The sequence below is a fragment of the Thermorudis peleae genome (genome assembly GCF_000744775.1).
GTDB lineage: Bacteria > Chloroflexota > Chloroflexia > Thermomicrobiales > Thermomicrobiaceae > Thermorudis > Thermorudis peleae.
Genome location: NZ_JQMP01000004.1, coordinates 111,662 through 130,305 on the forward strand (window position 1 = coordinate 111,662; position 18,644 = coordinate 130,305).

Annotated in this window: 15 protein-coding genes and 2 tRNA genes; 9 read left to right on the forward strand and 8 right to left on the reverse strand. The window is 65.4% G+C overall.

Annotated elements, in window-relative coordinates:
- Positions 1-120: 120 nt before the first annotated feature.
- Positions 121-5,169, forward strand: coding sequence for a DEAD/DEAH box helicase (locus tag N675_RS10385; protein ID WP_038039850.1), 5,049 nt, complete (start codon positions 121-123; stop codon positions 5,167-5,169).
- Between the two features lie 17 nt (positions 5,170-5,186).
- On the opposite strand, the gene N675_RS10390 is transcribed toward N675_RS10385, so the two are convergent.
- Complete coding sequence (locus N675_RS10390) at positions 5,187-5,732, reverse strand: VUT family protein (protein WP_038039851.1); 546 nt, start codon at positions 5,730-5,732, stop codon at positions 5,187-5,189.
- A gap of 539 nt (positions 5,733-6,271) precedes the next feature.
- Between N675_RS10390 and N675_RS10395 the strand changes: the two genes are divergently transcribed.
- The gene (locus N675_RS10395) at positions 6,272-6,580 is read left to right on the forward strand and encodes a hypothetical protein (protein ID WP_038039852.1); all 309 of its coding nucleotides are present in this window, start codon (positions 6,272-6,274) and stop codon (positions 6,578-6,580) included.
- A 397-nt stretch (positions 6,581-6,977) separates the two neighbouring features.
- On the opposite strand, the gene N675_RS10405 is transcribed toward N675_RS10395, so the two are convergent.
- The 3 genes from N675_RS10405 to N675_RS10415 all read right to left on the reverse strand — a co-directional run bounded on the left by N675_RS10405 (position 6,978) and on the right by N675_RS10415 (position 8,469).
- Positions 6,978-7,049, reverse strand: a tRNA-Thr gene (locus N675_RS10405).
- A gap of 3 nt (positions 7,050-7,052) precedes the next feature.
- Positions 7,053-7,128: transfer RNA gene (locus N675_RS10410), tRNA-Thr, on the reverse strand.
- Positions 7,129-7,536: 408 nt separating this feature from the next.
- Positions 7,537-8,469: a PHP domain-containing protein gene (locus N675_RS10415; RefSeq protein WP_051914631.1), complete on the reverse strand. Its 933-nt coding sequence runs from the start codon at positions 8,467-8,469 to the stop codon at positions 7,537-7,539.
- An 82-nt stretch (positions 8,470-8,551) separates the two neighbouring features.
- Here N675_RS10415 and N675_RS10420 point away from each other — a divergent pair, with 82 nt between their 5' ends.
- The 5 genes from N675_RS10420 to N675_RS10440 all read left to right on the forward strand — a co-directional run bounded on the left by N675_RS10420 (position 8,552) and on the right by N675_RS10440 (position 12,197).
- Positions 8,552-9,307: a Nif3-like dinuclear metal center hexameric protein gene (locus N675_RS10420; RefSeq protein ID WP_038039854.1), complete on the forward strand. Its 756-nt coding sequence runs from the start codon at positions 8,552-8,554 to the stop codon at positions 9,305-9,307.
- 70 nt (positions 9,308-9,377) lie between these two features.
- Positions 9,378-10,730, forward strand: coding sequence for a phosphomannomutase/phosphoglucomutase (locus N675_RS10425; protein ID WP_038039855.1), 1,353 nt, complete (start codon positions 9,378-9,380; stop codon positions 10,728-10,730).
- Between the two features lie 5 nt (positions 10,731-10,735).
- Positions 10,736-11,239, forward strand: a complete 504-nt coding sequence (locus N675_RS10430) for a ribonuclease FAU-1 family protein (protein ID WP_038039856.1) — start codon at positions 10,736-10,738, stop codon at positions 11,237-11,239.
- Positions 11,240-11,304: 65 nt separating this feature from the next.
- Positions 11,305-11,970, forward strand: coding sequence for a helix-turn-helix domain-containing protein (locus N675_RS10435; protein WP_051914632.1), 666 nt, complete (start codon positions 11,305-11,307; stop codon positions 11,968-11,970).
- Entirely contained in the window at positions 11,970-12,197 is a 228-nt protein-coding gene (locus tag N675_RS10440; protein WP_038039858.1) for a hypothetical protein, read from the forward strand. The genes N675_RS10435 and N675_RS10440 overlap by 1 nt, the downstream gene beginning before the upstream one ends.
- On the opposite strand, the gene N675_RS10445 is transcribed toward N675_RS10440, so the two are convergent.
- Entirely contained in the window at positions 12,194-13,297 is a 1,104-nt protein-coding gene (locus N675_RS10445; RefSeq protein WP_231578017.1) for an alanine racemase, read from the reverse strand. The two genes, N675_RS10440 and N675_RS10445, sit on opposite strands and share 4 nt — an antisense overlap.
- Positions 13,275-13,943 (reverse strand): phosphoribosylglycinamide formyltransferase, encoded by a 669-nt coding sequence (gene purN / locus N675_RS10450; protein ID WP_231578018.1) that lies wholly within the window; start codon positions 13,941-13,943, stop codon positions 13,275-13,277. Before purN ends, N675_RS10445 begins: the two co-directional genes overlap by 23 nt.
- A 123-nt stretch (positions 13,944-14,066) precedes the next feature.
- On the opposite strand from purN, the gene guaA reads away from it, so the two are divergent.
- Positions 14,067-15,647 carry a glutamine-hydrolyzing GMP synthase gene (gene guaA, locus N675_RS10455; protein ID WP_051914634.1) on the forward strand — a complete coding sequence of 527 codons (1,581 nt, stop codon included), beginning with the start codon at positions 14,067-14,069 and terminating at the stop codon, positions 15,645-15,647.
- Between the two features lie 4 nt (positions 15,648-15,651).
- Positions 15,652-16,920 carry a phosphoribosylamine--glycine ligase gene (gene purD / locus N675_RS10460; protein WP_038039862.1) on the forward strand — a complete coding sequence of 423 codons (1,269 nt, stop codon included), beginning with the start codon at positions 15,652-15,654 and terminating at the stop codon, positions 16,918-16,920.
- A 4-nt stretch (positions 16,921-16,924) separates the two neighbouring features.
- Here purD and N675_RS10465 read toward each other — a convergent pair whose 3' ends face one another.
- Together N675_RS10465 and N675_RS10470 are read right to left on the reverse strand one after the other, a co-directional pair.
- Positions 16,925-17,638, reverse strand: coding sequence for a response regulator (locus N675_RS10465; protein WP_038039863.1), 714 nt, complete (start codon positions 17,636-17,638; stop codon positions 16,925-16,927).
- Between the two features lie 391 nt (positions 17,639-18,029).
- Positions 18,030-18,599, reverse strand: coding sequence for an NUDIX domain-containing protein (locus N675_RS10470; protein ID WP_038039865.1), 570 nt, complete (start codon positions 18,597-18,599; stop codon positions 18,030-18,032).
- Between the last annotated feature and the right edge of the window lie 45 nt (positions 18,600-18,644).

Genomic DNA, 18,644 nt, shown 5'->3' on the forward strand with positions numbered 1-18,644 from the left:
TCGTACGCTCGCGTTCGTTGACGGTATGCGCTATCCTTTGGTCAGCCCGTATGCTGCTGAGGCTGGCTCAGGCCGAGGCGCTGGCTTCACCGTCCGGTCTGTACGCAGGGAGAGCGGCTCGTGTCGATCTTTACCGTGCATCAGCGTGTCCTCCAGGACTACCAGGACTTCATCCACTCGTTTGTTGTGGCCAGTGATCCGCGGATTCAAGAAGAGATTCGCCGGTTGCTCCTTGACGAGCAGCACCTCTGGCCAGAACCGCTCATCCAACTCTCGCCCACCTACCGCCGCGACGCCACCGTCGACGAGTTGGCAGCAGAGGGTATTCTGCATCCGACAACCGCCCAGGTCTTCCGCCGGGCCGATGGCCAGTCCATCCGCCTCTACACCCACCAGGTTCACGCAATCCGAGCCATCCAGGCTGGCCGCAGCGTCGTCGTCACGTCGGGGACTGGCTCCGGGAAGAGCTACTGCTATTTCGTCCCGATCGTCGATACGGCCGTCCGGTTTCCTGAAGAGCCTGGCCCTATTGCCATCGTTGTCTACCCAATGAACGCGCTCGTCAACTCGCAGCACCAAGCGCTCAGCGAGCTGAAGCGCCACTACGAGGCACGCACCGGCCAGCCATTCCCGCTGCGTTTTGCTCGCTACACGGGCGAAACCCCCAACGAGGAGCGCGAGCGCCTCCGCCGCGAGCCGCCACACCTGCTCCTTACCAACTACGTCATGGCCGAACTCTTGCTCGACCGCCCTGAGGACGAGCCATTCATCCACCCCCGCCCCGATGCCCGTGCTCCCTTCTTCCTAGTCTTCGACGAGCTCCATACCTATCGCGGCCGCCAGGGGGCCGATGTCGCCCTGCTCGTCCGGCGGCTCCGGGCCCGACTCGAGCGCCCCCAGGTCATCCACGTCGGCACCAGCGCCACACTCGTCGCTCATCGCAACGCAACGGCTGCGGAACGCCGGGAGGTCGTCGCCGACTTCGCCTCCCGGTTCTTCGGCCACCCCTTTACTCCAGCAGATATCATCGAAGAGACACTCGTGCCCGCTACCGACGGAGGCCTGCCGACGCCCACTGAGCTGGCCGCAGCGCTCGAGAGCCCACTGCCAACCGAACGCGAGGCACTGCGCCGCCACCCGTTGACACGCTGGCTCGAGTATGCGCTCGGCGTCAGCCCCGAACCTGACGGCAGCCTGCGCCGCCGCATCCCGCGCTCGCTGGCCGCTGTGGCTGCCGAATTAGCCGAACTCACCGGCTGTCCCCCGACCACGTGCGCCGAACGTCTCCGACAGGTGCTCGAAGCTGCCAGTCAGCCGCTTCCTCCAGTCGGCCAGCCGCTTTTCGCCCTGAAGCTCCATCAGTTCATCGCGCAGAGTCATGCGCTCTTCGCCACGCTTGAACCAGCGAACTCGCGGAGCTTTTCGACTGAATTGCACGTTGGTGGTGAGCGGCCCTTCTTTCCTCTCTGCTTCTGCCGTGTCTGTGGGCAAGAGTACTACCGGGTGGCCGTTCGGAATGACTGCGTCGTGCCGTATCCCCCGGCGACGCAGCTCGACGACGGCGAAGCCGTACTCGGCTACCTCGCCCTGGCTGAAGCGGTTCCCACATGGAGCAACGCTGATCTTCCCGACGAGTGGCGCGACGCCGACGGGCGGCTGCGTCCGACCTGGCGCGACCGGGCGCCCGTCCCTGTCTGGATCTTCCCTGATGGGCGATTGGTCGAAGGGGAAGTCGATGGAGCGCAGGCGGCATGGCTCCAACGCGAACGGTTCTGGATCTGCCAGTCCTGCGGCACGTGGTATGGCCGGCGCGAAAGCGAGTACCAAAAGCTGAGCTACCTGGCCAGTGAAGGGCGCAGTTCGGCAACAACCGTCCTTGCCGTTTCTCTCCTCCGCCATGCCCGCTTCCTTGGCGGTCGCGATAAGCTGCTCACCTTCACTGACAGCCGGCAGGACGCCTCGCTGCAGGCCGGGCACTTCAACGACTTTGTGCATGTCGCCGTGCTCCGCTCAGCGCTCTATGCCGCCCTGAAAGAACACGGCACGCTGCACTTCGATACCGTCGCCACGGAAACAGTCAAGCAGATGGGACTCGAGCTGGCCGACATTGCCCGCGAGCGCCAACTGAACCCAAAGTCGTTGCAAGCGCACCAGGTCTGGGAAACATTCTACGAGCTGACGGAGTACCGCCTCTATGAAGACCTGTACCGTGGCTGGCGAGTGGCCCTGCCGAACCTCGAGGACGTGGGCTTGCTGCACATCGACTATGTCGGGCTCGAGGAGTTGACCGAAGACGACACGGAGTGGGCCGACACGCCACTCGCCACTGTCTCCCCCGAGCGCCGTTACCAGCTGCTCCGCGTGCTTCTTGACTACCTGCGCCGACAGCTAGCAATTGCCACACCGCTGCTCAATGACGAGGCGGCCCAGCGCCGGCTGCGCAAGCAGGCCATCGAGCTACTGAACGAGTTTTGGGGGCTTGATCCTAGCCAGGCAAGCCTGCGCCGGGCTACCCGATTCATCTGGCCAGCCCCGACAAACGACGATGAAGGCGCACGCAGCCTCTCGCCACGCACGGCGCTTGGTCGCTTTTTCTGCCGTGAGCTGAGGCTCGACGCAAAAGCGTACGAGAGCGCCATGCCCCAGATCCTCCAACGCCTTGCCTCCTATGGCCTGCTCAGGGCCACACCCATCGCTGACAGTACCGGAAAGAAGGTAGCGTACCAACTCCAACCGAGCGCACTTTGCTGGAAGTGTGGTGACGGCACTCCAGTGCTCGACCCGCTTGCCCAGCCTCAGCCAAGCTCAGCTGAGCGTCGATCAAACCGCTTCTTCCGGCAGTTCTACCAGGATGCGGCCAGGGAACTCGGCGCGCTTGAAGCCCGCGAGCATACCGCCCAGGTCGTTGCGTCCGGCGAACGTGTCCGCCGGGAACGGCGCTTCCGTTGGGCCGAAGAAGACCGCACCGACCCAACCCTCGGGCGTCGTCTCCCTTACCTGGTCTGCTCACCGACGATGGAACTCGGCGTCGACATCGCCGACCTCGACTTCGTCCACCTGCGCAACGTGCCGCCTACTCCAGCTAATTACGCTCAGCGCAGCGGCCGGGCCGGTCGGCAAGGGCAACCAGGCCTCATCCTCACATTCTGCGGCGCCTGGAACCAGCACGACCAATACTTCTTCCGCCACCGTGACGAGATGGTCGCAGGCGCTGTCCGTGCTCCGCGCATTGATCTGGCCAACGAAGCTCTTCTGCAGTCGCATGTGCTCGCTGAGTGGCTTTCAGAATCGGGTCTGGCGCTCCACGAGTCGATCGAGACGGTGATTGACACCGAGCACCGCCCTGAGCTGCCACTGCGTGAACTGATTCGCGCTCACCTGGTGCTCAGGCCAGCGCAACGCGAGCGACTGCTCCGTCGGCTCGACCGCATCTTTGGCCCCAGCGACAAGGAACTGCTCGGACAGCACGGCTGGTTCAACCAGCGCTGGCTCGAGCAACTGGTCGAGGAGGCGCCGCAGCGCTTCGACCGCGCCTTTGGCCGCTGGCGCGAACTCTTTCGGGCCGCAACGGAACAACTCGATGAGGCCCATAAGCGCTTGAGCGTCGCCCGGGGCCAAACCGAACAGGATGAAGCACGACGTCTCCAAGACGAAGCGTTACGGCAACGGAACCTCCTCCTTCAGCAAAATGTTGCCCGCGAGGAGAGCGACTTTTACCCCTATCGCTACCTCGCCACTGAAGGGTTCTTGCCCGGCTATAACTTCCCTGCTCTACCGGTGCGCGCCTGGGTGCCTCGGGGCGACGGCGAGTACATTGCCCGGCCACGCTTCTTAGCCGTGACAGAGTTCGCACCAGGGAACATTGTCTATCACGAAGGGAGTAAGTGGCGGTTTAGCCGGTTCATCGCTCCCACGGGTGAACTGCAGTCTCGGGTGGTCACCCGCAAGCGCTGTCTACGGTGCGAGAGCTTTGCCGAGCCAACCGACGACCTCTGTCCCGGCTGCGGCCAAGAACTGAGTGGGGCTGCCTTCGAATTGCTGTCCTTCCTCGAGATGCCGAACGTCTGCCTCGAGCGCGACGAGCGCATCACCTGTAACGAGGAAGAGCGGCAATTGCGGAGCTATGTTCGCAAGATAGCCTACCGGACTGCACCGAATGGGCCAGATAGCCCGATTGAGGCCGACGTGCTGGTCGATGGCCAACCGCTGCTGCGGCTTCGCTACGCCCCATCGGCAACCTTGCTCACACTCAATATGGGCTGGCGGGCAAGCGGCGCGTTCGGCTTCCAGATCGACCTGGCCAGCGGAGAAGTCAAGATGGACGACGAGAAATTTACTCAGTCCTCTAGGTCACCGGCCACAACGAGCAACTGGCAGCGCCTCGCCCTGGGCGTGCAGGAGACGCGCAACCTACTCTTCGTCTTCCACCTTGACCCAGAACTCCGCCGCGATGCGAAACTGCGTGCCTCCCTGCGGGCGGCCTTACAGCGCGGCATCGGTGCAACATTCCAACTCGAGGAACGCGAGTTGGGAGTCGTCGAGGTCGGCCAAGACGAGTACCACGCTCTGCTCTTTATTGAGGAAACCGAAGGTGGCCTTGGTGTCCTACGGCGCATCCTCGAGGATTCAGACGCGCTGGCCGAAGTCGCCCGCGAAGCTTTGCGCCTCTGCCATTTCGCACCTGAGACTGAAAAGCCCACCTGCACCAGCGCATGCGCCGAATGCTTGCTGAGTTATACCAACGCCCGCGATTTCGCCTTGCTCGACCGCTTCGCCGTGCGTCCACTGCTTGAACAGCTCGTCCGCGCCGAGACGCGCCTTCGGGTCGGCTCCCGGGACGCTGCTGCCCACTATGCCTGGCTCCAAACACGCTGTGAGTCGTCACTCGAACGGCAATTCCTTGATATCCTCTGGCAACACCGCTTGCGTCTGCCAGACGACGCGCAGCGACTCATCGAGACGCCACGGTGCCGCGCTGACTTCTTCTACCAGCCGAACGTGCTCGTCTTCCTTGACGGCCCGGTGCACGATCAGCCTGACCAGCGACATCTTGGCGAGCGAACCCGGCGCATCCTCCTCGCGGCAGGCTACCGCGTGGTCGTGCTTCGGTACGACCAGGATCTGCTTGCCCAGATGCAAGCCTATCCTGACATCTTTGGCACCGCTTGAGCCCGCTGGCATCACTACTAATCGACCGGCCCTGCATCCCACGCCTGCTCACGCCACACCGTGCGCAGCAACAGCGCAGCCCATGCCGCCCCTCCCAGCACTTTGGCGGCGAATTCCACCGCTGTCAGCCCGACCTGCAGCGACCCAAAGGCTACCAGGGGCCAAACCAGCGAGTCAGCGAACGCTGAGGCAAGGTTCGACGTGTTGACTCTGGTGAAGCGCGGAAATCGCCGCGCGAGATGGTAGACCAAGGTGTCAGTCAAGCCGGCCGCCAGGAATGCGCAGAACGATGCCAACGCAATCCGGCTCGCCGCACCGTTGACCAGCGCCGAAAGCACGCTACCCGTGCCAATCAGCCCCAGCATCCGTAACCAGAGTCCTCGCCCTTCCCAGTGCTCGTGCAACGTGTCGCGGACCACAAGGTCGACCGCGATGAAGATAAAACAGATGAGGAAGTCGAATACCGCAAACCAGCGCAGCGGCACCCGCGCAGCCACGAATGCAGCGGAGAGATTTGCGGCCACTACCGCAGCAAGGTACCCCGCGACGAAAAGAGCCGGCATCTGAGACCCTGCATCTCCTTGACGAACACGCCTACTGCGGCCGCATACGCGACCGTGTCCGGTACTTGACAAGGATAGCGAAACGCTCCGCACATGCATGGCTATGAAAGCCATTGAACTGGCAGATACTTCTGCACCCATACCCATTCTCTCCAGGCAGTGCTGACCTCAAGCAGCACATAGGCATGCTCGAAGTGTCTCGCGCAGCTAAACCGCGAGCTCATGCCTGTTCAAGGCCAAGACATGAGTAGCCGGATTGCGGCCGGTTTCCGCGCTGGACCACGCGCGAACAAAGGAGGGCAATCCGTTATGTCAACAATTTGCTGCATGCAGGGTTACACGTGGCCCGACCTGGCAACCTCGCCAGACCCAACCGCTGTGCCAAATGCATAACGGTCAGGATCCTGTACGCGTGATAACGAGGCTTCATCAGCAGAGACACGCGAAAGCAAATGCGGCAGTTGGACGGGAACCCCTTTCTTCTCACTTCATGGGGATACTTGTGCAGCAAGTGGTAAGACACAGGAAGGAGCATGTCAATGGCTTCGCTCACCCGGTCATGCACAAGTACCCGGATCTGGCGATGGACACCCCGCACGAAGATGAAGCATTTCGCCGAGCACCAGGAGTATGTCAGGCGTTGGCGAAAGTGGGTGATGGATTTCGAGCTGATAACTGTCGGCTATTATACCGACTCGGCCGACTACTGGAGCCGCACGGTCATCATCACCATGCCAGACGGCACCGTCGTGACCGTGCCAGGTCAGCTCGCCAAGCAGATTCGGGATGCTTTCCGCAATGCCAAGATCACTATTTCGACCAAAAATCAGTCTTTCGACCGACAATAGCTGTAAGTAACTCAGCAATGTCATCAGCAACTCCGCTCAGGTATTTGATCGGGCCATGCTGAAGTGGGCGAACGACCAACCTGCACCATGGAATGTCCACTGCTGCCATCTCGCAGAAGCCTGGGCAGCGCGGGAGTGGGCGCAGGGACACGCCCTCCTCCCGTGACGGCTGCTAGGGCCAGAGGTCATTGCCAGCGATTGCCAGTCCGTTTGCCAGTCAAACGCGGAAGCAGCTCACTCCGCACAGGCCGCAGCATGCCAAATGCCAGCCGCTGCAACCGAAGGCCACCTGGCCGCCGTGCGCATTGCAGCATGGTTGCAGGACACGCGGCGTGAGCGACACGCAGCGGAAGCCAATCTGTTGCTTGGTTCCGCGTCCTGCTGCGGGTTTTCGGGGAGCCGGTGAAGGGATTCGAACCCTTGACCTGCTGTTTACGAAACAGCTGCTCTACCGCTGAGCTACACCGGCTTCTGGAGCCCACGCCGGGACTCGAACCCGGGACCTCAATCTTACCAAGATTGTGCTCTGCCTCCTGAGCTACGTGGGCCCAGGCGTGCACACTGGGCAGTATAGCCGATCACCACCGACGCACGCAACCCTCCCCACCACCGGGGCCACGTGGCAGCAGTTCGCGGCCGCCGGTTGTGCCCAGCATGGCCATGGACGCGGCGGCTCTGCTTCTGGCGGCGGCTGGATCGGCAACTCGCCGGTCAGGCCCCATGGCCGTGCCCCCTGTCAGGCCGCCGGGTTGGCTGACCACCGATCCCCGTTGCTGCCCAGCACGCCGGTGTGCGCCGTGATCACGCCTGGTGTCCGCGTCGGCCTTCGCGGCATCACCTGTCCCGTCCCCCATCTCGCCGACGAGACCCTCACGCGCCGTCCACCGATGTCATGGGCGTCAGCGGTGCGCGTCCGCGGTGCTGCATCACACGGCAATTGCGGGTTGCGCGCCTGCCTACGCGACGACGCGCTCAGGGGTCACCGCAGAGGCAGCTGGTTCCCAGGACGGGCCACCATACTGCTCAACGCCAATGCCAAGGCGCCCGAGCAACGTCGCAATCCAGCGCGCCTGGTACGGCAGGGGATCAACCGGCACGCCGGGCGCATGCGAATCTGACCCCGCGCTCACGAGCAACCCGCGCGCCGTGGCGAACATGCGATACTGCCGCACCTGCTCATCCGTGTGACTGCGGTAGTGCGCCTCGATGCCATCCAGCGGCACGGCGTCGAGCAGCGCCGCCAGTTGCTCAAGGCTGAACGGCCCGCCGATGTCAGCCCGTCCCGGATGGGCAAGCACGCAGAGCCCGCCAGCTTCGTGCGCAATCGCCACCGCCTCCTCAATCGGCACGCCCACCCGCATCGGCTCGCCATAGCGTTTGGTCAGCTCATGCGCGGTCGCCAGGTTGGTCGCATGCCCATCGCGGATCGCCGCCTGTAGCACGTGCACCGGCCGGAGCGGGCGTCCATCGACAACGGCCTCCAGCGAGGGCAGGGCATAGCCGTGTGCCGTCAGGACGGCAATCCCGCGCTCGGCAGCCTCCCGCAACTGCCGCTCCAGGCGCTCGAGGAACGCCACAAAGCGCTGGCCACGCGGCGAGGTGAGATCGATGCCATAGACGAGCACGTGGCACTCACGGTCGCCCCACCACGTCGTTACCTCAATGCCGGGCACGACGACCATCCCACGCTGCTCAGCGAGCGCGCGCACCCGCGGCACGGCCCGCATGGTGTCGTGGTCGCAGACCGCCACGACGCGAAAGCCGCGGTCAGCAAGGTGGGTAACGAGCGCCTCTGGCGTCCACCCCCCGTCACTTTCACGGGTATGCAGGTGCAGGTCCACCAGCGCGTCCGGCGGCAGGCTGAGCACCATCGGCGTTTCGGCGATCATGCTCCCTCCTTGGGCAACACGCCCCTCTGGTCGCAGTATACTGCCTGCAGGATGCCGACGGGGCGTGAACGAGGGGATCGGAATGCAGATCGCTGAACTGGTGGCCTTTTGCGACCAGCTGCTGGCAAGCGCGCGCTTTCGCGACAGTGCGCTCAACGGGCTCCAGGTCGAGGGCCGCGGGACAACGCAACGCCTGGCCTGCGCTGTCAGCGTCAGCCAGCGGGTGATCGAGCAGGCGATTGCCTGGGGGGCCGACACGTTGCTTGTCCACCACGGCCTCTTCTGGGGCGAACGCGCCGGGCCGATCAGCGGCGTCCTGCGCCAGCGCCTCGCCCTGCTGCTGCGACACGACCTTGTGCTGATCGCCTACCATTTGCCACTCGATGCCCACCCTGAGCTCGGCAACAACGCCCAGCTCGCGCACGCGCTCGGGCTGCAGCCGGTTGAGCCGTTCGCCGAAATCGGCGGCATGCCGATCGGGTGCATCGCCCAGGCAGCGACGCCGCCATCGCTCGCCAGCCTCGTTGCTCGCGTGCGGGACGTGACCGGGCGCGAGCCGCTCGTGCTCCCCGGCGGGCCTGAACCGATCGAGCGGCTCGCCATTGTCAGTGGCGCTGGCGCGCACACCCTGCCCGAGGCTGCCGCACGCGGCTGCGCGGCACTGTTGACCGGCGAAGCCCGTGAACCGAGCATGGCCCTGGCTCGCGAACTCGGCATCACGTTGATCGCCGCCGGCCACGAGGCCACCGAACGGCTCGGCGTGCAAGCGCTCAGCGCCGAACTCGCCAAGCACTTCGGGCTCGAGACCACGTTCTTGCCTGATCCAAACCCCGTCTAGGCTCGCACTGCCCAGGTCAGGCTGCGTTGCCGTTGCAACGACATACGGGGGAGAGAGGAAGGAGTACACCATGAGCCAGCAGATCGCCGACGTCTTCAAAGCCTATGACGTCCGCGGGATCTTCCCGGACGAGCTCACGCCAGAACTCGCCTACCGGATTGGCCGCGCGTTCGTGGTCTACCTCCAGCCGCGCCATGTTGTCGTGGGGCGCGACATGCGCGTCTCCTCCCCAGTCCTCGCCGCTTCGCTCATTGAGGGGTTGCGCGACCAGGGCGCCGACGTCACCGACATCGGGCTCATCAGCACTGACGGCCTCTACTTCGCCGTCGGCAAGTACGGCTTTGACGGCGGCATTATGGTCACCGCCTCGCACAACCCGCCGGAGTACAACGGCTTCAAGCTCTGCCGTGCTGAGGCGCAAGCGTTGAGCATGGACCAGGGCATCGGCGAGATTCGCGACCTCGTGCTCGCCAACCAGTTTCCTGATCCGCCACGCCGCGGCACACTCGAACAGCGTGACATCCTGGCCGACTTCGCCGCTCACGTCCTCTCGCTCATCGATCGATCGGTGATCCGGCCGATGAAGATTGTGATCGACGCGGGCAACGGCATGGGCGGGCTGGTAGCTCCGGCCGTCTTCGGCCAGCTGCCGGTGACGGTCGTGCCGCTCTACTTTGAGCTGGACGGCCGCTTCCCGAACCACGTGCCGAACCCGATCGAGCCGGAAAACATCAAGGACTTGCAGCGCGCCGTCGTCGCCGAGCGGGCTGACCTCGGTATCGCCTTCGATGGCGATGCTGACCGAATGTTCATCCTCGACGAACACGGCCACTTCGTCGGCGGCGACATGGTCACCGCGCTCGTCGCCAAAGCCCTCCTGCGCAAGCATCCTGGCGCAGCGATCGTCTACAACCTGATCTGCTCGCGGGCCGTGCCCGAAACCATCCGCGCTGAGGGCGGTGTGCCCATCCGCTCCCGCGTCGGCCACTCCTTCATCAAGGCGCTGATGCGCCAGCACGACGCGATTTTCGGCGGCGAGCACTCCGGTCACTTCTATTTCCGCGATAACTGGTACGCGGACTCCGGCATCATCGCAGCGCTGACCGTGCTCGAGCTGCTCTCGCGTGAAGGGGTCACGGTGTCAGCGGCGATCCGGCCGATCGACCGCTATGTCCGCTCGGGCGAGATCAACGTGACCGTGCGCGACATCCCGCGCGTGCTCGGCGGGCTCGAGGAACACTTTGCCGATGGGGAGATCGACCACCTGGACGGCCTCACGGTGAACTACCCCGACTGGTGGTTCAACGCCCGGCCGTCCAACACCCAGCCGTTGCTCCGCATCAATATCGAGGCGACGACGCGCGAGTTGCTCGAGGCAAAGAAGACGGAGATCCTCGACCTTGTCCAGCGCCTGGCGGAGTAAGCGCGATGGTCGCCTTGCCCCAGCCTGGCCAACGGGTCACGGTCGTGAAACTGGCGCCAGACGGCACGGAATCGGCGCGCTACACCGGCACGGTCGTCCCCGGACACGCCGGCTGGCTCGTCGTCGCAGCGCAGTGGACGATGCGCGCGGTCACGACTGGCCCGCTGACGTTTACCCCCGGCGATCGCTTGCTAGAGTACTTCTCCGTCGTGGAGCCGATCAACGCCTTTGCGGTGTTCGCGCCCGACGACACGTTCAAGGGCTGGTACATCAACGTGTCGTGTCCGGCCGTCTACAGCGATGGCCAGCTGGCCTGGCGTGACCTCTACCTCGACATTGTCGCGGTTCCCGGCGGCGTGCCCGTCGTGCTTGATGAAGCCGAGTGGCGCGCCTCCCCGCTGGCGCAGCCCGGCTCAGCCGAGGCCGTGTGCATCCTCGAGGCACGCGACCGCGCGCTCGCCGCGCTTGCCGCGCGGGAGTACCCGTTCGCGACCGTGCCCCCACGCTAGCGCAGCACTGCGCGTTCGCCGTACAATTGCACATCAGCGCGAGTCAGGCGAAAGGGCGCCAGACGATGCGGGGGAACACGGGAGGACAAGCGAGCAGCGAACGCTGGCTGACCATCGACGAAGCCAGCCGGTTGCTCGGCGTCGGGCAGTCGACGTTGCGCCGGTGGAGTGATAGCGGCAAACTGCCGGTCTACCGCACCGCTGGTGGGCATCGCCGCTTTCGCGAAAGCGACGTGCTCGCGATGCTGCGGAGCGGCGCGCGCCCCCGCGGCCGGCTCAGCCATAAGGTGCTGGCTGACCGCTCAATCGTCGCCTATCGCACTGAGGTGCTCCAGTCGGCCAGCGAGCGGCCATGGCTGAGCGCGTACCGGCCCGAGCAGCGGGAGGAACTTCGTCACTTAGGCCGGCAGCTGGTCGAGCTGACCTTCCGGGTCGTCACCCGGCGCGATCAGCGCACCGTGCTCCTCGCGCAAGCGCAGGCGATTGGCCGGCGGTATGGTGAGCTGAGTCGCGCGGCCGGCCTCACGGTCAGCGACGCGGTCGAAGCGTTCTTGCTCTTTCGCCAGCCCGTGTTGCGGGCCCTCGAACAACTCGCGGACGAATCGCCGATTCCTGCCCCGCGGCTGATGCATGCGGTTGCTGAGGTCACGCACCTGCTCGACACAGTCTTGCTGGCCGTGCTCGACGCGTGTAGCCAGCCAGTGCAGAGCGGAGCAACGACGAAAGGGTGATGACGGTGGAAGACGAGCGGGCAATTCTCCAGCGCGAATTCGGCGGTGGGCGCAATATGATCGCCTGTACCCTCTGTGGCCAGCTGATCACGCGGCGCCAGGCACGCGCGGTCTCTGGCGCTGAAGCCGGGATGCCCAACGTCGAGTATGTCCTGCTCTGCCCGGAATGCTGGCGTGAGCTTCGGGGCGAGGACACAGTGCCGATCATCGCCCCCGACGAAGCTTAGCGCACCTTGCCACGCGCCAGCACGCGCCACGTCGCCACCACGTCGCCGTCACGCACGACGAACAGCTCATCCTGCAGGTTGACCACTGGGCAGACGTGGTTGGGGATTACTTCAACGCGGTCACCAACCTGTAATCCCTGGCAGTGCGGCGGCAGCTGCACAAAGGCGTGCTCTTCGTTGAGCCGCGTGATCACGGCATCCGGGCACTCGACGAGGTAGCCGTGCCCGTGTCGCCCCGGCGGTGGCGGATCCATGGCAAGCGTCTTTGAGCCAGCATCGAGGATGGCACGGTCGGGCGCGGGCCGGCTGATCACCGTCGTGAGGATGCGCAAGGCACAGCGCTCCGGACCGATCCGGCCGAAGCGGAACGACGCCGCGTCGTAGAACACGTACGTGCCCGGGCGCATTTCCGTGATCCCCGGGACAGCGGTGGTCACGAAGGCCGCCGGCGTTGAACCAACACTGACCACCTCAACCGGAATACCCGACCGGCGCAGCAGCTCAGCCGTCGCCACCATCGCCTCACCAGCGGCACGCCCAAGCCGCTCGAGCTCAGCAGTATCAGCGGCCCGGCCAGCATGTCCTTCGTGCGTCATCAGCCCGCGCAGCCGGAGCCCCGGCATCTGCACGACTTCCCGGGCAAGGCGCAAGGCAGGCTCCCCGGGCAGCACGCCCGCGCGGCCAAGGCCAGCGTCAATCTCCAGCAGCACATCCAGCACCGTGCCAGCCGCCTGCATCGCCCGCGAGAGCGGCTCGGCCACGGCCACGCTGTCGACGGCGACGGTCACGTGCACGCGCTCCATCAGGTTCAGCAGGCGACGGATCTTCGCCTCGCCAACAATCTCATAGGCGATCAACACGTCATGCAGCACGCCAGCATCAGCCAACGCTTCCGCTTCACCGAGCTTGGCGCACGTATGGCCAACCGCGCCGAGCTCAGCCTGGCGGCGCGTGATCTCAGCAGTCTTGTGCGTCTTAATGTGGGGGCGCAAGGCGAGGCCATGCGCCCGGGCATAGCTCGCCATCTCCGTCAAGTTCTGCTCCAGCACATCGTCGAAGACGACCAGGCAGGGCGTATCAAGCATCTCCCGATAGGACACGAGGGTCACTCCTTTCATCAGCCGGAGCCGGTGGCAGAATGCGCACCCGCCGACCCTCGATCCGCAACCGGCCAGCAGCGTAGAGCCGAATCGCCTCAGGGTAGAGGCGGCATTCTTCGGCGAAGACCCGGGCCCCTAATGTCTCTGGTGTATCGTCGTCTTCCACCGGGACACACGCCTGCAAGATAATCGGCCCAGCGTCGAGTTCATCCGTCACGAAGTGCACCGTGCATCCACTGACCTTGACGCCAGCCTCGAGCACGGCCTGGTGCACACGCTCGCCGTACATCCCTTTGCCACCAAACAGCGGGAGCAGCGAGGGATGGATGTTGATGACCCGGCCAGCGTACGCCGGCCGCACCGGCAAGCGCTTGAGAAACCCAGCCATCACCACGAGATCGACAGCATACTGGTCGAGCGCAGCGTAGACCGCCTCCGCGAACGCCGAGCCCTTCACCTGCCGCGCATCAACGACGACCAGGGGAACGCCAAACTGCGCCGCAAAGGCGTTCCCCGGCGCATCCGCTCGGCTGCTCACGATGACAACGACCTCGGCTGGCAACGCCCCCGCCTGCTGCTGACGCAACAGATTGAGCAACGTCCGTCCAGTGCCTGAGATCAACACGCCGAGTCGCAACCGGCGCACGCAATCCCCCATCCACGATGCAGAGCGCAGCAGCCGCTGCCCCCGCGGGATAGAATGGAGGACAGCGCGCCATTGCGCAAGGGCGCGCGGCACAGGCACATGATGAAGGAGCAAGCACGTCGTATGGAGCAGACCGCTAACGCCGCCGCGCTGGGTCGCCCGGCAACTGGTGTCGACGCGGTGGTCGTACTTGACTACGGCTCCCAGTACAGCCAGCTGATTGTGCGCCGGGTACGCGAAGCCCACGTCTACGCCGAACTCTGGCCGCATGATGTGGCCTGGGAAGACGTTGCACCGCTGCAGCCGAAAGGCGTGATCCTCTCGGGCGGACCCGCAAGCGTCTACGAGCCCGGTGCGCCACAGCTGCCACGTTGGGTCCTCGAGCGTCGCCTCCCTGTCCTCGGCATTTGCTACGGCCTGCAACTCCTCGTCCAGGCGCTCGGCGGACAGGTCGCGCCAGCCGCCGCGCGCGAATACGGACCAGCCACGCTCGAGGTCGTGGCCGACCACCCGCTCTTCGCCGGCCTGCCCGCACGCTCGACAGTGTGGATGAGCCATGGCGACCAGGTAACCGCGTTGCCACCCGGCTGGGAGCCGCTGGCACGCAGCGACAACGCCCCGTATGCCGCCTGCGGGCACGATGGGCTGATCGGCGTGCAATTCCACCCTGAAGTTGCCCATACCGAGTACGGCCAGGCGATCATCGCTAACTTCCTCTTTCGCGTCTGCGGCTGCCGCCCAACGTGGACACCAGGCTCGTTCATCGAGCAGACGACGGCGGCGATCCGCGAGCGCGTGGGCTCCGAGCGCGTGCTGCTCGCGCTCTCCGGCGGTGTCGACAGCGCCGTCGCGGCCGTGCTGATCCACCGGGCAATCGGCGAGCAACTCACGCCCGTGTTCGTCGATACCGGCCTGCTCCGCGCTGGCGAGCCTGAGACGGTTGTCACGGTCTTCCGTGAGCACTTCCAGATGCCGCTGGTCGTCGTCAACGCGGCCGAGCGCTTCTTCGCCCGGCTGCGCGGCGTCGTCGACCCCGAAGAAAAGCGGCGAGTTATCGGCGAGGAGTTTGTGCGCGTTTTCGAGGCCGTTGCGCGCGAGCACGGGCCGTTTCGCTTCCTCGCGCAGGGCACGCTCTACCCTGACGTGATCGAGAGCGCTGGCCCCGTTTCCAAAACCGCTGCGAAAATCAAGACGCACCACAACGTCGGCGGGCTTCCCCCCGACCTCGCCTTCGAGTTGCTTGAGCCGCTGCGCTGGCTCTTCAAAGATGAAGTGCGCGCCATCGGCCGAGCGCTTGGCCTTCCAGAGGTGATCGTCCAGCGCCAGCCGTTCCCCGGCCCTGGCCTCGCCGTGCGCGTCATCGGCGAAGTCACCCCCGAGGCCGTCGCCATGGCCCGCCAGGCCGACGCCATTGTCCGGCAGGAGATCGAGGCAGCAGGCCTCGCTTCCCAGCTCTGGCAGTTCTTCGCCGTCGTCCTGCCGACGGTACGGACAACCGGCGTGATGGGCGATTTCCGCACCTACGCCAACCTGTGTGCTATCCGCGCGGTCCAGAGCACCGACGCCATGACGGCTGATTGGGCTCGACTGCCAGCCGACCTCCTGGCGCGAATCAGCCAGCGGATCGTCAACGAAGTGCCGGGGATTAACCGCGTGGTCTACGACATTACCAGCAAGCCCCCGGCGACCATCGAATGGGAGTGACGCGATGCGCGTACTGGTCGTGGGAAGCGGCGGACGCGAACACGCGCTTGCGTGGGCACTGGCCCACTCGCCACACGTCACCGACCTGCTGATCGCCCCCGGCAACGCTGGCACTGCCGAACTCGGCGAGAATGTGCCCGTTCCGGCCAATGACATCGCTGGGCTGACAGCGCTCGCGCGGGAACGTCGCGTCGAGCTCGTCGTCGTCGGCCCGGAAGAGCCGTTGGCGCGCGGCCTGGCTGACCAGCTGCGCGCCGCCGGGATTCCAACGCTGGGGCCAGATGCTGCCGGTGCGCGCATTGAAAGCAGTAAAGCCTGGGCCAAGGAGGTGATGGCCGCAGCTGGCGTGCCGACGGCGCGGGCCCAACGCTTCACACGGCTCGCTGACGCGCTCGCGGCGCTGGCCGACTGGCCGACGCCAGTCGTGGTCAAAGCCAGCGGCCTCGCTGCCGGCAAGGGCGTGATTGTGGCTGGCAGTCGCGCTGAGGCTGAACAGGCCCTGCGCTGGATGCTCGAGGCTGGCGGGCTTGGCGAGGCGGGACGCGAAGTCTTGCTTGAGGAATACCTGGAAGGTCGCGAAGTCTCCTGCTTTGCGCTGACCGACGGCGAGAGCGTCGTCCCGCTGCTGCCGGCCTGCGACTACAAACGCGTCGGCGACAACGATACCGGCCCGAACACCGGTGGCATGGGCGCGTACAGCCCGGTTCCCTGGCTCGATGCATCCCAGCAGCAGGTCGTCCTTGAGCGGATCATGCGGCCGACGCTGGCCGAACTCGCCCAGCGCGGCATCCGCTACCGCGGCATCCTCTACGCCGGGCTCATGATGACGGCTGACGGGCCGAAGGTGCTGGAATTCAACTGTCGACTCGGGGATCCAGAAGCACAGGCGGTGCTACCGTTGCTCGCGAGCGACGCCGCCGCACTCTTCGCAGCTGCAGCGCTGGGCGAGCTTGCCCATCAGCCGTTGCCGCAGTGGCACGACGGCGCGGCCGTGACCGTTGTCCTCGCCTCCGGCGGCTATCCCGGCCCCTCTGAGACCGGCAAGCCGATCAGCGGGTTAGCGGATCTCCCAGAAGGCGTGCTCGCGTTCCACGCCGGCACGCGCCGCGACCCGGACGGCACGCTCCGCACCGCTGGCGGCCGGGTGCTCGCGCTCACCGCTCGTGGACGCACCATCGCCGAGGCACGGGCGCTGGCCTACGCTGCCGTTGCGCGTGTCCAGTTCCCCGGCATGCACTACCGGCGAGACATCGCTGCCCGCGAGCTACGCTGAGGCGCTACGCCGAAAGCGACACGCCCGGTTCACCAGCTGGCGGCTGGAACAGCACGAGCCGGCGTTGCGCCGCGTTTAAGATCGCCTCCAGGCGATCGCTGGCCTGCAGCTTGCGGAGCACCGTCGTGATGTGGTTCTTGACCGTCTGCTCGGTGATGAACAGCGCATCGGCAATCTCTTTATTGGAGAGGCCTTGCGCCATGCAATCGAGCACTTCGATCTCGCGCATCGTCAGCGGTTCAGCGGCGCAGGCGGGAACAGCCTGCAGCTCACGCAACACCTGGCGCGCGACCGCCGGGTTGGCCAGGAGCGCTTGCGCCAACGGCTGCTCGCCCGCGGCCACCCGCTCAAGCGTGGCCAGCAACGCATCGACCGGGGCCGTCTTAGCGATATGGGCTGCTGCCCCAACCCGCGCTGCCTCGACGAGCCAGGTCGGATCTTCCAGCGCGGACAGCATCACGACAGCCAACCGTGGGCGCTGCCGCCGGAGCAAGCGCGCCAGCTCAATCCCGGTAACGCCGGGAAGATGGATATCCACCAGCGCGATATCCGGCTGGTGCACCTCGGTGGCATGGATCGCCTCGTAGACGGCCGAGGCCTCAGCAACCACCTGATACTGCGGCGCAAGGGCCAGCACCTGCCGTAGCCCGCGCCGGAACAACGGGTGGTCATCAACAATCAACACCCGGGTCGCCCCACGGGCTTCTCGTCTCCCCATGCCAACCCCTTCCCCCTGATAACGCCGGATAACACCGGACAACCAGAAAAACAAGAAGCTCATTGGCAAGTATCGACGCAATCACCAGGATTTGCTATGAGGAAAACGGTTGAGACACACAAGGCAAGAGTCCTAGTCCGCCTAGTACGTGCGGGCCAGTCAACCCGGTGTCCATACACTGAAACTGTAGCATGTTCCAGCACGCTCGCCCCGGCCCCGCTGCCACGAGGGGCGCCAATCGACAAAAAGCGCGTCCGCTCCCAAACAGCCGAGCCCGGTCTGCCCGCCGCTGTCACCCGGGCTGCCAATAGACACGAGGCGCGACACACGGCACGCGTGTGCCGATGCAGGACTGCGAGCGCATCCGCTGGCTGCTCAGCCAGCCGGCGCCTCAGCTTCCCGCCCCGTTCAACCGTGGGATACCGCCGAAGTGCACGCCGAGTGCGACCAGCGTCTTGGCGTCGGCAATCTCGCGCTGGCGGACGAGCCGTGGCAACGCCTCAGGATCGACAATGACCACATCGATCCGCTCATCGTCAGCTGGACGGGCCGCGCCAGCCCGCAGACCCATGGCTCGGTAGACGATCAATTCCTCGTTGGCCCAGCCGGGTGAGACGTAGAAGCGAGCAAGTTCTTCAAAGCGCGCGGCCTGATAGCCCGTCTCCTCGAAGAGCTCGCGCTGTGCGGTAGCTAACGGCGATTCACCGGGCTCACGCGTGCCAGCCGGCACCTCAAGCAACGTCCGGCCGACAGCATGGCGGTACTGCCGGACGAGCACGAGTTGTCCGCTCGGCAACACCGGCAGAATCGCAACGGCACCGGGGTGCTCGGCAACTTCGCGCGTATGCTCCTGTCCATCGGGCGTGCGCACCTGATCGACCCGGACACGGATCAGCCGGCCCTGGAACGCGACCCGGGACGACACCGGCTGCTCGGGTGGCTCGGTCGCTGGTTCTGGCATGTCTCCTCCTTTCGCGGCGAGTGTACCACCGATGGGAACGTCGGC